This window comes from Chthoniobacter flavus Ellin428 (assembly GCF_000173075.1).
Lineage (GTDB): Bacteria > Verrucomicrobiota > Verrucomicrobiia > Chthoniobacterales > Chthoniobacteraceae > Chthoniobacter > Chthoniobacter flavus.
Map to the genome: position 1 here is coordinate 595,248 of NZ_ABVL01000002.1, position 14,444 is coordinate 609,691.

12 protein-coding genes and 1 pseudogene are annotated in these 14,444 nt (G+C 61.9%); 6 read left to right on the top strand and 7 right to left on the bottom strand.

The window, feature by feature from the left end:
• Positions 1-57: 57 nt before the first annotated feature.
• Positions 58-1,404 (bottom strand): Gfo/Idh/MocA family protein, encoded by a 1,347-nt coding sequence (locus tag CFE428DRAFT_RS05330; RefSeq protein ID WP_006978435.1) that lies wholly within the window; start codon positions 1,402-1,404, stop codon positions 58-60.
• 214 nt (positions 1,405-1,618) lie between these two features.
• Between CFE428DRAFT_RS05330 and CFE428DRAFT_RS05335 the strand changes: the two genes are divergently transcribed.
• The 3 genes and pseudogenes from CFE428DRAFT_RS05335 to CFE428DRAFT_RS40735 all read left to right on the top strand — a co-directional run bounded on the left by CFE428DRAFT_RS05335 (position 1,619) and on the right by CFE428DRAFT_RS40735 (position 7,179).
• Positions 1,619-2,338, top strand: a complete 720-nt coding sequence (locus tag CFE428DRAFT_RS05335) for a LamG domain-containing protein (protein WP_006978436.1) — start codon at positions 1,619-1,621, stop codon at positions 2,336-2,338.
• Positions 2,339-2,689: 351 nt separating this feature from the next.
• Positions 2,690-4,180, top strand: coding sequence for a DUF1501 domain-containing protein (locus CFE428DRAFT_RS05340; RefSeq protein WP_006978437.1), 1,491 nt, complete (start codon positions 2,690-2,692; stop codon positions 4,178-4,180).
• A gap of 14 nt (positions 4,181-4,194) precedes the next feature.
• Positions 4,195-7,179 (top strand): annotated as a pseudogene (locus CFE428DRAFT_RS40735) (PSD1 and planctomycete cytochrome C domain-containing protein).
• 201 nt (positions 7,180-7,380) lie between these two features.
• On the opposite strand, the gene CFE428DRAFT_RS05350 reads toward CFE428DRAFT_RS40735, so the two are convergent.
• Positions 7,381-8,250, bottom strand: coding sequence for a DUF948 domain-containing protein (locus tag CFE428DRAFT_RS05350; protein ID WP_042724400.1), 870 nt, complete (start codon positions 8,248-8,250; stop codon positions 7,381-7,383).
• Positions 8,251-8,260: 10 nt separating this feature from the next.
• Between CFE428DRAFT_RS05350 and CFE428DRAFT_RS37000 the strand changes: the two genes are divergently transcribed.
• Positions 8,261-8,404, top strand: coding sequence for a hypothetical protein (locus CFE428DRAFT_RS37000; RefSeq protein ID WP_157447425.1), 144 nt, complete (start codon positions 8,261-8,263; stop codon positions 8,402-8,404).
• Here the strand turns inward: CFE428DRAFT_RS37000 and CFE428DRAFT_RS05355 are convergent.
• Together CFE428DRAFT_RS05355 and CFE428DRAFT_RS05360 are read right to left on the bottom strand one after the other, a co-directional pair.
• On the bottom strand, positions 8,392-9,069 hold the full coding sequence (locus tag CFE428DRAFT_RS05355; RefSeq protein ID WP_162145236.1) for an ATP-binding cassette domain-containing protein: 678 nt from the start codon (positions 9,067-9,069) through the stop codon (positions 8,392-8,394). The two genes, CFE428DRAFT_RS37000 and CFE428DRAFT_RS05355, sit on opposite strands and share 13 nt — an antisense overlap.
• 5 nt (positions 9,070-9,074) lie before the next feature.
• Positions 9,075-9,860 carry an ABC transporter permease gene (locus CFE428DRAFT_RS05360; protein WP_006978443.1) on the bottom strand — a complete coding sequence of 262 codons (786 nt, stop codon included), beginning with the start codon at positions 9,858-9,860 and terminating at the stop codon, positions 9,075-9,077.
• A gap of 73 nt (positions 9,861-9,933) precedes the next feature.
• Here CFE428DRAFT_RS05360 and CFE428DRAFT_RS05365 point away from each other — a divergent pair, with 73 nt between their 5' ends.
• Positions 9,934-11,733, top strand: a complete 1,800-nt coding sequence (locus CFE428DRAFT_RS05365) for a tetratricopeptide repeat-containing protein (protein ID WP_006978444.1) — start codon at positions 9,934-9,936, stop codon at positions 11,731-11,733.
• 87 nt (positions 11,734-11,820) lie between these two features.
• On the opposite strand, the gene CFE428DRAFT_RS41515 is transcribed toward CFE428DRAFT_RS05365, so the two are convergent.
• Genes CFE428DRAFT_RS41515 through CFE428DRAFT_RS05375 form a run of 3 tightly spaced genes read right to left on the bottom strand, consistent with a single transcriptional unit; the run spans position 11,821 to position 13,607 of the window.
• Positions 11,821-11,997 (bottom strand): DUF8082 domain-containing protein, encoded by a 177-nt coding sequence (locus CFE428DRAFT_RS41515; protein ID WP_474373874.1) that lies wholly within the window; start codon positions 11,995-11,997, stop codon positions 11,821-11,823.
• Between the two features lie 6 nt (positions 11,998-12,003).
• Positions 12,004-12,660: a toll/interleukin-1 receptor domain-containing protein gene (locus tag CFE428DRAFT_RS05370; RefSeq protein ID WP_006978445.1), complete on the bottom strand. Its 657-nt coding sequence runs from the start codon at positions 12,658-12,660 to the stop codon at positions 12,004-12,006.
• A gap of 47 nt (positions 12,661-12,707) precedes the next feature.
• A complete protein-coding gene (locus tag CFE428DRAFT_RS05375; RefSeq protein WP_006978446.1) occupies positions 12,708-13,607 on the bottom strand; it encodes a Tll0287-like domain-containing protein in 900 nt (299 codons plus the stop codon).
• 230 nt (positions 13,608-13,837) lie between these two features.
• Between CFE428DRAFT_RS05375 and CFE428DRAFT_RS05380 the strand changes: the two genes are divergently transcribed.
• A complete protein-coding gene (locus tag CFE428DRAFT_RS05380; RefSeq protein ID WP_006978447.1) occupies positions 13,838-14,119 on the top strand; it encodes a hypothetical protein in 282 nt (93 codons plus the stop codon).
• The last annotated feature ends 325 nt before the right edge of the window (positions 14,120-14,444 follow it).

Sequence of the window (14,444 nt, forward strand, 5' to 3'; positions counted from 1 at the left end):
CCGAGGTCACCGCTACGCGGTGAAGGGCGACTGGGAAGTTGCCCCTCCCAGTGCCCCTTACGCCAGTTTCCATCCCGCGCGGTATTCGCGGCGGAGGAAGCGCTCGGCTTCGGGGGCGTTGGGGATGCGCAGGTTCTTCGTATCCCACTCGATTTTTTTGCTGGCGCGATAGGCGACGTTGCCGAGATGGTTGGCTTCGGTGAGGCGGCCACTGTAGCCGAAGTGACAGGTGGTGGGCGCGCCGGTTTTGCAGGCGTGCAGCCATTCCTTGTGATGTCCGAGCGAGTCGGGAATGGTCTGGGGCGGCGGGGTGAAGCCGGCGAAGTCTTTTTCCGGCAGCAGCACGTGTTTGCAGTAATCGGAAAGCAGCATGCCTTTGTCACCGACGAAAAGGACGCCGTCGTTCCATTGCGGGATGACTTTCTCCGTCCACTGCGGCGGCTTCATCTGGCCCTGATACCACGTGAGCTTCACGGGCGGCATGGCGCCCCGCGCGCCGTAGGTGTAGGTCGCACTCATCGTCGCGGGGGCGATCTCCGGGTGGGGCGGCGGACCGCTGGCTTCGATGGTCAGCGGGGCATCGAGATTCAGCGCCCAGAAGGGCAGATCATTCCAATGCGAGCCGAGATCGCTCATCGTGCCGTTGCCGAAGTCCCACCAGCGATACCATTTCGGCCCGGGGAAATAGACGGTGTTGAATGGACGCGCCGGGGCCGGTCCAAGCCACAGGTCCCAATCGAGTTCCGGCGGCACGGGCATTTCTTCGGTCGGGCGCTCCTGCACGCTGACGATGTCCTTGTATTTCGCCGCGTCCTCGGGTGATTGCCGGCCCCACGTGCGGTTTACCCACACGTGCACCTCGCGCACCGGCCCGATCGCGCCGCTTTGCACGAGTTCGACGACCCGCCGGTAATTCGTCCCCGCGTGAATCTGCGTGCCCATCTGCGTCGCCACACCGGCGGCTTTCGCGGCTTCGGTGATGATCCGCGCTTCATGCACGTCGCGGGTCAGCGGCTTTTCGCAATAGACGTGCTTCTTGCGCTGCAGCGCGGGCAGCGTGGCAAAGGCGTGGGTGTGCTCGGTGGTGGCGACCACGACGGCATCGAATTCCGCGTCCTTGAGCTCATCGTACATCTTGCGGAAGTCGCGGAACCGTTTGGCACCCGGCGCTTTCGCCGCGGCGATATCGAGGTTCTTCGCATTCACGTCGCAGAGCGCCACGATGTTTTCCTCGAGCATCTCCTTGAGATCCGCCCCGCCCCGCCCACCGCAACCGATGACCACGATGTTCAACTTCTTGCCCGGCGACTGGCTGCGCAGGATCGCGGGAAGGCCGAGCGCGCCGAGACTGGCGGCGCCGGCGGTTTGCAGGAAACGACGACGAGGAATCAGGAGGGGTTTCATAGGCGGAGGGAAAGCGCAGCGCGCTCTGAAGCTATATGGATAAAAAGCCCGATTTCTTTGACAAAAACGGCAAAAGATTTGCCGGGCCGGGAGCGGAAGGAGGGAGGGATGAGTAATCAGTATTCAGTGATCAGTATGATTCAGGCCTTGCCGCAACTGATTACTGATTACTGATCACTGATCACTGCTATAATCAGCCGCATCCTCCACGCCCATGCTCCGTTCCCTCCCCTTCCTCCTGTCCGCCGTCCTGTGCGCCACCACGGCATTCGCCGCCGATCCCGCTCCGCTGGTCGACGAGACCTTTTCCTCTCCCACTCTGCCGCCGAAGTGGCAACCGGGCGGCCGGCCCAATTGTTTCAGTATCGTCGATGGCGCGCTCCGCGGGGTGGCGCAGCCAGATGATGCGCACGGCCCATCCATCGGGGTGCCGATCGAAGGGCATAATCTCGCCGTGCAGTTCCGCGTGAAATTCGCGCAGCCGGGCTATTTCCTCTTCCTTATCAATGGTGACAGCCAATTTGGCGGACAGGCGCATCTGCTGCGTTTCGCGCTCGCCAAGGACATGATGCAACTGGCCCAGGATCGCGGCGCGCTGGCTTCGAAACAGGAACAAAAGGTTGCCCGCGACGCCGCGCAAAAGGCGGGCATGAAAGTGCCACCGCCGACTCAGGAGCAGCTGGCCGATCCGAAATTCTACCGCACGGAATCCCTGGCCCGACAGCCCGCCAAGCCGACCGACGGCGAATGGCACAAGGTGAGCATCGAATTGCGCGGGAATGAGGTGGTCGCCAAGGTCGACGATCTGCCGGCCATGCATGGCACGGGCAGCGTGCTCGACGTGAAGAAATCGCGACTCGTCTTTCTGGTCGGTAACTCGGGCGACGTGCGGATCGATGATGTGAAAGCGTCAGAGATTCCGGCGAAGCCGTAGAGGTGAAGTCGAGCTCTCATTCCAAACGCAGTCCTGCAATCGGGGACGCACCCCGATTTTCTCCATCCCAAGCTCATGGAGTTGAGAAATGGAGCCGAAAAATCGCCGAAAACCCTGTCCCAATTCCCGTGATTGGTGCTGTTAGCCCTACGATGTCTCTTCCCGCCACCCCCTTCCGTAGCCAATCTTACACCCCAGCAACAATAAGCTGTTCTAATATTTCACATTCCATCCAACACCGCTTTTCTCAACCTTCAGAAGCGTTCATTGAAATTGTTAATTTATCGCAACTTTCTCGCTTTCTGTCGGTTGACTAAAAGAACAGCACCCCCAACACCCGCCAAAAAAACTATGAATCCCGATCCGTCTCTCTTCAGCTCTGAGAAATATCGTCGCGAGCACCTCCCGACTTGGAAGGACATCATTTTCACGCGCCGGGAATTCCTGGAGCGCACCGGCATGGGCTTCGGCGCCATGAGCCTGGCCTCGATCTTTGGTTTGAATTTCGGCGGCACGGTCCAGGCCGCGACCGAAGCCGGCAAGGTGCTCGGACCGCTGGCTCCGAAGAAAGCGCCGCTGCCCGCGAAGGCCAAGGCAGTCATTCACATTTTCGCCGAAGGCGGTCCGTCCCACGTCGATACCTGGGATCCGAAGCCGGAGCTGGCGAAGTATGCGGACAAGACGCTGCCCGGCATGGACGGGCTGGCGTTCCCCTCGCCTTTCAAGTTCGAGAAGAAGGGCAAGTCGGGCGTGGAGGTCAGCGAAGTCTTCCCGCACCTCGCCGACGTCATCGATGAGATGGCGGTCATTCGTTCGCTGTGGACGGACATTCCGGCGCACGAAGTGGCGCAGCGCTTCATGCACACCGGTTCGTTGCAGATTCCGAAGCCATCGATGGGCTCGTGGGTGGTGTATGGCCTCGGCACGGAGAACCAAAACATGCCCGGCTTCATCACCATCGGCGGCAAGCCGGAGTGGCGTCAGGCGTCGTTTCTGCCCGGCGTGTATCAGGGCTGCAATGTAAATTATTCGATGAACATGAAGCTGGATGAGGTGCTGCTCAATATCAGCAACCAGTTCACGCCCATGGATCGCCAGCGCCGCCAACTCGATCTCGTGCATCAACTCAATGAAATGCACGAAAAGTTGCTCCAGAAAGACGTGCAACTCGAGGCTCGCATCCAGTCCTTCGAATTGGCTTTCAAGATGCAGACCGAGGCGACGGACGCCTTCGACATTTCCAAGGAACCGGAAGAGATCAAGGCCATGTACGGCATCACCGGCGGTGGCGGTGGCGGTGGCGGCGGGAAAAAGGCGGGCGCCAACCCGTCCGACATGGGCGCGAAGCTGCTCGTGGCTCGCCGGCTCGTGGAACGCGGCGTCCGCTTCGTGCAAATCCAGCATGGCGGCTGGGACACGCACGCCAATGTCGAGCAGGCGATTCCGCGCCAGGCGGGCGGCATGGATCAGCCGGCCGCGGCCCTCATCAAGGATCTCAAGCAGCGCGGGTTGCTCGATTCGACGCTCATCATCTGGGGCGGTGAATTTGGCCGCACCGTAGTGCGCGACCGCAACGGCAATGCCACCCCGGGCCGCGATCACAACGGCCGCGCCATGGTGGCCTGGATGGCCGGCGGCGGGGTGAAAGGCGGCATGACCTACGGCGCCACCGATGAATTCGGCGGCCGCGCCGCGGAGAACAAGGTGCACATCCACGACTTGCACGCCACAATCCTGGCCCTCCTCGGGTTCGATCACAAAAAGCTCACCTATCGTTACAACGGACGCGATTTCCGTTTCACCGACAACTTCGGCAACGTCGTCAAAGACGTGATCGCTTAAGGAGCACCACCATGATGCAACGTCCTCTTGCCATCACCATTCTCGCGCTCAGCGGCGCCTCCGTCTTCGCGGCGGCGACCGCGGAACCGACCAAGGAGCAGACGGAATTCTTCGAAAGCAAGATCCGTCCGATCCTGAAGGAAAACTGCTACAAGTGCCACAGTGTCGAGGAAGGCAAAGCCAAGGGTGACCTGACGCTGGACACGAAGGCCGGCCTGCTCAAAGGCGGTGAAAACGGCGCCGTCGTCGTGCCGGGCGACGTGGAGAAGAGCCCCATCATCAAGGCGATCACCTATCTCGACAAGGACCTGCAGATGCCGCCCAAGGGCGAGAAGCTGACCGACCAGCAGATCGCCGATCTCACCTCTTGGGTGAAGATGGGCGCGCCGGATCCGCGCAAGGACGACGCGAAGATCGCCAGCAAGCTCACCGGCCTCACTGACAAGGCGCGTTCGCACTGGTCTTTCCAGCCGGTGACGAAACCGACTCCCCCGACGGTGCAGAACCGCTCCTGGGTCTACACTCCGGTCGATCAATTCATCCTCGCGAAGCTGGAGTCCCAGGGCATGATCCCGGCCGGCAATGCGACCCGCGAAGCGCTGCTCCGTCGCGCCAGCTACGACCTCACCGGCCTGCCGCCCAGCCCGCAGGAAGTGCAGGCTTTCGTGGCAGATACTTCTCCTCAAGCCTTCACCCAAAGTCGTGGATCGCCTGCTCGCCTCGCCCGCTTACGGTGAACGCTGGGGCCGCCCACTGGCTCGATACCGCGCGTTATGCGGATACCATGGGCGGCGACAAGAACCAGGCGCGCCGCGAAGATTATCGCTACGCCCTACGCGTGGACGTATCGCGACTGGGTGATCAAGGCATTCAACGACGACATGCCGTACAACCAGTTCATCATGCAGCAACTGGCGGCGGATAAATTGCCGAACAATCCGGCACCGAACCTCGCCGCGCTGGGCTTCCTCACAGTCGGTGAGCGGTTCCGCAACGTGAACGACATCATCAATGACCGGATCGATACGGTGACCAAGGGCTTCCTCGGTCTCACCGTGGCGTGCGCCCGCTGCCACGACCATAAGTTCGACCCGATCCCGACCAAGGATTACTACGCGCTGCACGGCGTCTTTGCCTCGACGGTGGAACCGGCGGACAAGCCGATCATCGGCCTGCCCAGCAAAGAGGAACTCGCTGACTACGAGAAGCAGGAGAACAAGATTCAGCAGGACAATCGCGATCTCTATTATCGCTTCATCGACAAGAACCAGGCGGAGTTCTTCCAGAAGATCGAAGGTCACATGATGATCATGCGCATCGCCGGCGGCGGCAAGAAGAAGGGCGGCAATCCGGAAGCGGAGAAAGAGCGCATCACCCTGCTCCAGAAGTACAATCTCGATCGCGAGATCCTGCCGGCGTTGGCCCGGCACATGCGCGGCAACGACGAGACGGTCTTCGTGCCGTTCCGCAAGTTTGCCGACCTCAGCGAGTCCGAATTCTCGCAGAAGGCGCCGGAAATCGTGACGGAGATTACCTCCGGCGAGCTGAGCGGCAAGCGCGGCGCAGCGATCAATCCGCTCGTGGCCAATGCTTTCAAGGGCAAGACGATCGCGACGATGGATGACGTGCTGAAGGTTTACAAAGACCTCTTTGTCAGCCTGGAGCCGCAACGGAAGGCTTTCATCGAAGCCAGCGCCAAGTCGATGGACGGACGCGTGAGCGGCTTCGAACCGGCGCTCGTCGAGATTCTGCAGAATCCCTTCGACATCATGCCGGCCTCGCAGCTCAACACGCAGACGTTGCGCGAATTCTCCGGCAAGCTCGGCAATAAGCTGCAAGGCCAGACGCGCTTTGAGTTTGCCAAGCTCAACGAACTCGAGCTCACGCATCCCGGTGCACCCGCTCGCGCCATGCTCGTGGCGGATGCGGCGACTCCGCGAAACTCGCCGGTGTTCATCCGCGGCCAGCAGGATGTGCGCGGCGATATCGTGCCCCGCCACTTCCTCGAGGTTCTCTCGCCCGAACGCAAGCCGGTGGCCTTCAAAGAAGGCAGCGGCCGCCTGGAACTCGCCGAGGACATCGCCTCGAAGAATAATCCGCTCACCGCGCGGGTGATCGTGAACCGCGTGTGGATGCAGCACTTTGGCGAAGGCTTCGTCCGCACGCTGGATGACCTCGGCACGCAGAGTGAGCCGCCGTCGCATCCGGAGTTGCTCGATTATCTCTCGACCTACTTCATGGACCAGGGCTGGTCGCTGAAGAAGCTGCACAAGCTCATCATGCTCTCGCACGTCTACCAGGAGAGCTCGCAGACCAATCCGAAGTTCGAGACGATCGATCCGGCCAACCGCCTGCTCTGGCGCGCGAATATCCGCAAGCTCGACTTCGAGGAGTTGCGCGACTCGCTGCTCGTGATGAGCGGCAAGCTCGACCGCACGGTCGGCGGCAAACCGGTGAACCTGACCGACGAACCGTACAGCTATCGCCGCTCGGTCTATGGCTACATCGATCGTGGCAATCTGCCCGAGCTCATGCAGCAGTTCGACTTCAGCGATCCCGATATGCCGAATAGCAAGCGCGCCAGCACCACGGTGCCGCAACAGGCGCTCTTCCTCATGAACAGCCCGATGTCCGTGGATGTCGCCCGGCACATCGTCTCCCGCCCCGAAGTGGGCCGTGCCACCGACAGTCTCTCGACGGTCGTCGCGCTCTACAACATCATCTTCCAGCGCAATCCGCAGCCGCTGGAGATCCAGATGGGCATTCAGTTCGTCGCCAAGGAGACGCAGAATCAACCGCAGACGTCCCCTGCCGAGCAAAAGGGCGGCAATCCCAATGCCCGCCTGGCCAAAAATGCCAAGAAGGGTGGCGGCAAGCGTTACGAGGGCACGGCGGCAATCCAAAACTCCGGCGACTACGTGGACCGCAAGCCGCTCACGCCGTGGGAAACCTACGCGCAAGCGCTGCTCTTCTCCAACGAAGCCAGCTACGTGAACTGAGGTTGGGGCTGCTGCTGCCGAAGCGCGGCCAAGCCCTCAGCTTTCTCCAATTTCGGGGCGGACAGAAATGTCCGCCCCGTTTTGTTTGGTCTGCTTAGAAATGGGCCTACGCAAGAGCGCATGCCTCCGAGGGCGACACTGTTACGAGGGGCGCATCGCTTCCTTCTTCCACTGCAGCGCGAACCACGGATCCCTCGCGGGTCAATCGCGAGAGGAACGGGGCGAGGCTTTCAACGTGGGAACTGGAGTGGCCTTTTTGTCCGGCTTGGCGATGAGCATCCGACCGACGAAGGTATTGCCGAGACGATCGACCTTGCCTTGCAGACCGTTGACGGTCGCGGTGGAGTCGTCGAGGAGGGTGTTCATCTTGCCCAGGCTGGTGTCGACCTTGAGATTGAGGTGATTGACTGTCTTCGTCATCTCGCCCGTCAATTCATCGAGCCGGACGAGGGTGGAATCCAGCGTCGCCAGAGTGTGGTTGAGGCCGCCATCGGGGCCGACGATTTTTTCGAGACTGGCGGTGATCTGGTTGAGGTTACCGGGGTGGTCGCGTCGAGGTTCAAAAGCAGGCGATCGATCGGCGGACGTTTCGCGGGATCGCTCTCGGTGGAATGCGTTCTGGCCGTCGAGGCTGGCCACCACCCCGTCGAGGTGACGGACGGCTTCGGCGAGTTCATCCGTGACGGCCTGAGCATGGCCGGGCTGCGGTTCGGTGAACCTGGCGATCGCCTTGTCGATGCGAGTGGTGATGTTTTCCAGATCCCCCTTGGCCGGCTCGCGCTCGAGGGGAAGCAACGGCAACGGGCCATTTTTGGGCTCCAGCGCGAGAACTCCGGACGGTGAAGTGTCGATGTCCAGGTTGATCCAACTGGGGCTGAGGGCAGATTGCACGACGGCAAACATGACGACCCCGCGCGGGGCAAACTTCCACGCGGAAAATTCGCGTCCCACGCCGGCGATGACGATGAATTGCGGCTGCCCATTCGCCGCGGTGCCCGGGGTGACTTTGCGCACGTGACCGATGACGGCGCCCGCGCAACGCAGTTCCGAGCGCGGACCGAGCCCGAGCAAATCCGCGGTGGTGAAAACGAAGCTCGTGGGCCTCGCTCCACTGGCCGAAACTATCCCTCGCGACCTGGATGCCGATCCAGGAGGCAGCGACGCCGAGCGCGCAGAGGAGAACGATGAGGGTCTGGAGTTCGAGTTTCTTTTTCACGTGGATTGAGCGGCGAACGCCCGGCAATGCTCGTCCACCGCGGCGTCTTCGCAGCGGAGGAAGGTGTGGCCGCCGACGCGGAGGAGGAGGACGTGGGTGGCGGTGCGCCGGGCGAAGTCGATATCCTGCGTCGCCAGGACGATACTGCAAAGCACGCCGGTTTGCACAAGGGTGATGAGTAATTCGCGAACCAGCGCTTTCTTGGCCGGAGCAAGCGCGGCGACCGGTTCATCGGCGACGAGCAGACGCGTGCGACCGGAGAGGGCGCGAGCCAGGGCGACACGACGTTTGTCGCCCTCGCTGAGGTGGTGGACGGCTTCGTCCGCCAGGTGTCCACAGCCAACGAGGTTCAGCCGCAATTCGACCTGCTCCTGCAGGCCGCCATCGAGGTCGAGACCGCGAGCCAGAAAGGGCAGAGCGACATTTTCGAAGACGGTCATGCTGCGGATGAGGCCCGGGTGCTGGGAAACCACGCCCACTTCGGCGCGTAACGCGCTCAAATCCTCGTCACCGAGCCGCACCACCCCCGGCGCCGTGCGGAGATGGCCTGTGAGACAGGAAAGGAGCAAACTTTTACCCGAACCGTTGTCCCCGAGCACGGCGAGAATTCCGCCCGGTTGCAGGTCAAAGTCGATCGGGTGGCCACCGATGGGAATGCCTTTGACGGAAAGCACCCCGTTCATTCGAAGTGGAAGGTCGCGGTGAGCAGACTCAGCAGCAGGTTGACGACGATGGTGGAGAACACCGCCATCGCGACGGCCGAGGTGGTGATGTGCCCGACGAAGCCTTGCTCCGCCCGTGCTCCGACGAAACCGAAGTAACCGCTGATGAGAGACATGGCCAGCGCGGTGATGGCCAGCTTACCGACGGCAAACAGCATGCCGATGGAGGTAACGCTGGAAGCGAAAGCCGCGACGAAGGCGACGAAACCCGTGCCCGCCGTGAGCCACACCACCAGCCACGCGCCCAGGCACGCGGAGTAAACGCCCAGGACGGCCAGTGCGGGCGCGGTCACGATGAGCGCCAGCGCCCGGGGGGCGAAGATCATTTCCGCAGGATGCAGGCCGACCGCCTCGAGCGCGTCGACCTCCTGGGAGGCTCGCATGCTGGTAATATCGGACGTCATCCCCACGACACCCTTGAGCACTACGAGATTCGCGATGGCGAAGGGAACGACGTAATGCAAGAACGCGCCGCCGAGTTGCGGCAGGACCAGCGTCTCGAAAGCCGCCGGACTCGCGGTATTGCTGAGGACGGCGTAAGCGGCGGCGAGACCGTAGATGAAGGCCGTCATCACCGAGGCAAAGGCGGTGCCGGACTGGAAGCTGAGAATTTGCCGCACGGTTTCGCGCTCCACAATAGTGGCGCGGCCCAGAAGCACCCGGGGCAAGCACCGTGCGCCCACGGAAAAAATGGCCCCGAGCAGACTGCCGACCGAATATTCGAGAGTACGTTCAAACGGCATTGCAGGTCTCACAATTGCCTTCATAAGGTGGAAAATAGTGATCCCGCCAGGCACCCGGCACGAGCAAGAAAATATGAGCACCATCGACGAACTCGCGGGCGCGACCGCCGCCCTGCGGCGGCGCCTGGAAGGTGGCGAAACGATGATGCCCCGCGAACTGCGCGCGCTTTGGAGCCGGCGGTTGCGGCCATTCTGGCGATTGCGCATCGAGATTTACCGGGCCCTGGCGCGGCGCTTCCTCGAGGTCGGGGAAAACTATCTCGCGAGCGAGGTGGCCGACGAGGGCTGGGAGTTTTTCGGCGACGACGCCGTGCTCATTCTCATCCGGGCTCTCGCCACGGCCCGGAGCGGCGCGCCCCGGGCCGCCCAGGAATTACTGGGGAAAAAGCGGGACCTCATCGTCGACGCCGCGGAAGCGAAGAGCCTGCTGGCGCGCACGTTCAAGGATTTGTGGAAGGCATCCGGAGAAGAGCGCTATCTGCGCGAGGCCTTCGAACTGTATTATCAGGATTACACGGCGACGAAAGGCGACCGCGCCTTTCCCGGGGTAAACGCCGCGAGCATGGCGCTCTTTCTAGGCCGGAACGAGGAGGCCCGGCGCATCGCGGCCGAGGTGCTCGCCGCCATCCGTGTGCGGTCGGCGGCGATGGGCTATTGGGAACGGGTCACCGGCGCCGAGTGCCTGCTGGTCGGGGGCGAAATCGAGCAGGCCCGCGCGGCGTATCTGCTCGCGACGAGCGCGGAAAAGATTCCCTACGCGCATCTCGCTACCACTCGCGCGCAGGCCAGATTGCTCCTGCGCCAGCTCGGTCACGATGAAGGGTCGCTCGACTCCTGCTTTCCCCTGCCGAACGTCATTGCCTTCGTGGGGCATCGCCTCGATCCACCGAATCGCCTCGCACCGCGTTTCCCCGAGGCACTGGCACCGGCGATCAAGGAACGCATCCGGGAAGCCGTCTGGCGGGCACAAGCCGGCTTCGGCTATTCAGCAGCCGCCAATGGCGCGGATATCCTCTTTCTCGAGGTCATGCAGGAAGCAGGTCTCGAAACTTATGTGCATCTTCCGCTGCCGGAGGAGGAGTTCATTCGCCAAAGCGTCGACCGTCCAGACGGGGACGAATGGCTGGCCCGGTACCGGGCGGTCACGGCGAATGCCACCGAGTTTATCTGCGAGGAGCACGCCGGCTCACTCGCCTTCGCCTATGGCAATCTGCTCCTTTTCGGCGCGGCCTGCCAGCATGCGCGGCAACTCGGCTCCGACGTGCAACTGCTCGCGGTGTGGGACGGCCTGCCCGGCGATGGCGCCGGAGGCACGGCCGACTATGTGCGCATGGTGCGCGACACCGGACGTCCGGTGGAAGTGATTGGTCTGCCGGCCACCACGACGGGGTCCAGTCCACCACCGGCGCCGGTGGAGGAGACGGAGCAGTTGCTCTCCGTCCTTTCATTCTCGCTCGCACCAGAGCAGAACGAAGGCGCCAGCCATCGGCTGGCGGCATTCTTGCGTCAGAGCGAAACCGTGCATCGCGAGGTGCTCGGCCAAGAGGTTCGCCTTTTCTTTCAAACACCGACGGCCGCGGCCCGTGCCGCTCTCGAGATTGGCCGGCAGATCGACAGCACCCTTGGCCTGCATACCGGACCGATGAGGCCGGGCACTCACGCGCTCACCGGCGAAAAAGTGATTCACGGAGAGCATGCCGCCAAAGCAGCCGCGCTGCTGGCCTTGCAACCCGCGGGATTGATCTATGCCTCGCACGCATTCGCGGCGCTGCTCGGCCTGTATCCGCTGCCGGGGGTGAACTGTGAATTCCTCGGCTACCGCGCCCTGAACCCCTCGGCACGGCGCGAGCCGATTTTCCAAGTTCGCGCGTAGCGATAGGAGACGCCATGAGCGCCGGAAGCGTAGGGCCACTCTTGCCGCACCGGGCAGCGCGCGGCGTTCGCGGCAAATAGGATGGCGCTAACCGCGCCGTGCTTTTCTGGCGGTCTGGAGGAAGTGCTCACGGTCTTCCGGCGAATCGATCTCAGCGGCGAGCTGTTCGACCAACTCGGCTACGCTCCCACTCCTGGGCAGCCGCGCGATCGACGAGGACTTTGGACACCGGTCCCAAAAACGTGGCCAGCGCCATCTTGAGATCCGCGATCACCGCGGGATCGAAAACGGCAGACGCGACCGGTGCTGCCGTCTCTTTCGTGGGTTTCGATTTCTCCGCCACCTCGCCGACTGGCCCAGGACATTCACCGTCTGCTGGCAGGTAGGGCATGGAAAACTTTGCCCGGCTGCCGAGGCATCGACCACCAGATGTTGCCCGCATTGGCAGGTGAAAAAAATGTCGGGTGAGGGAGTGCTGGTGGGCGCACTGGCGGGAATAGCCGGTCCCGCGGTGGTCTCGCCGGAATTTTGCAGCACCTGCCGGATCTGCGTGACGAGCGAACCGACGTGCCGGCTCAAAGGCTGTGCCGTGGCTTCGAACCATTGCACGCCGACCAGGCAATACCCGAGCCCGCCGGTGGGGATCACATCCTCGATGCGAATCGGGAAAACCTGCCGCCGCTTTTCCACGGCGTGCAGAATCTCCCGCACGACGTGATCCGATTCATTGCTCTTGCTGGAAAAGATCAGGATCATGATCCGGCATTCGGAAATGGCGTTCATGATACTCGCGGTCCAACTGGAACCGGGCTCGATGTTTCGCGGCGCGATCCAGCAGGTCAGTCCCGTGGCCTCCAATGCCTCGCACAGGTTGTCGGCGACGGCGCGGTCTTCGGTCGAATAGCTGATGAAAATCTCGCGGGACATCTGGACAGGCTAAGCGGGCCGACTAACCATCCAAGCGCACCTGGTGTTCATTGGCCATCAATGAGTTTCATCGCCTTGGCGAGGCTCCGATGCATGCGGTTGAACGCCGCGGCCAGGACGGAAATCTCCCGTGCGCCCGTCACGGGCAGTTCCGGCACATCGACATCTCCCTTGCTGGTGGCGTCGGCATTCGCGGCTACTCGCTGGATGGGCCGGATGACCGCCAGGTAGAGCGTCACATCGAGGATCACCAGCGTGAGAATTCCGCCCAGCAGCAGCCAGAACATCAATTGATGAAACGCCGAGTCGGCGACTTTCACCGGCTTGGACACCGGCACGGAAACGATCTGGGCGCCGATGGTTTCGCCCATCTTCCAGCCGAATCCATTCACGGTGCCGCCGAGGCTGTATTCCTTGATCATTTCCGGCGGCGCGTCGTCGCGCAGGCCATGGCACTTCAGGCAGGACTCCGCGCCCACCACCAGTGGCTGCGCCAGGTACAACATGTCTCCCGTCGGAGTGCTCCGCTGCCCGCGGATCTCTTTTTTCTCGGGATGGTTGCGGAAGTCATTGACGATATCCTCTTCCCAGTCGCGAGCCTGATCGCGTGGATTGGTCGGATTCAGCACTGCTTCCTTGTAGGCGTAATCGCCGTAGCCACCGTTGGAATCGTGGAGCTTCAGGAAGACTTCCGTCGCGGCAAATGCGGGGACGCTTTCCGGGTGAAATTTTGCTTCCACCGTTGCGGTTTTTTGCAGGATCGGCTGAATGTGGCCGCTGGTGTACTTGCGCACGGCCAAAGCGGTATCCATCATCATCTTGGCCTGCGTCTGCACCTGCTCACGAGCGTTGTCCCACAGAAATCGCGAAGAGAAATAACCGATGACCGCCAGGCAAATGGCAAAGATCAAGAGGAAGATGAGGCTAAAGCGGGTCAGTAAGTTCATCGCGGCGAAAAACGATGTAAAACGACCTTGAAACTCGTCTGCCGGGAGAAGAAGCAAAGAGGTCGGAGTGGCTCCACAGACCAGATGTAATAGCTACGCGAGGAAGTAGAGGGTCAAGCGTATTTTATGACCGGAACCGGAGCGGGGTGTGATTGAAAGTGGTGCCAGCTGGTTGGGCATCCTGACAATGATGTGTACTTTTGGATGCGGGTGCTTAACTGTGATCGTCCATGCAAACAACTCATGGCCAGTCGTCCGATCCCCAGCGGGAGAAACAATTGTTGGAGAAACTGCGCAGTCACCCTGAATTGCTGGAGCGATTTGCAGCGATTCTGGACCTGACGCAATCCCCGAGCGGCACGGCGGACCAGATTGAGGAGTGGTTGGTCGCCGAAGTGCGGCGCTTGGGGAACAAGGCGATGCAGGCTTGGGCGCAGAGCGCCGAAGAGCAAGCGGCGGAGGATCTTCGGCAAAAGACGCCAAGGGCGAGAGTGCGAAAAAAAAGACCCTGAGTTGGTGGTGCAGCTTTGGAGCGGTCTGCCTGGAGGAGCGGATTTGGCAGGCTCCAGGGCAGAGCTATCTGCGACCCTTTTTGGGCCGGACGGCCATCACGGCCCGTGGCAAGTCCCGACGTTTACAGCGGGTCTTAAGCGATTTTGGCGCGGAGCATTCTTTTCGGCAATGCGGCCAGCGCCTCAAGGAACATTACGGGTTCGAATTGAATGCGACGGCCGTGCGCGACGCGACCTTGCAACAGGCGGCGCGTGCGGTGACCCAGTTGGAAGCTCACTATCGCGAGAACTTCCGTGTGCTGCCCAAGACGGGGCCGGAGTATAT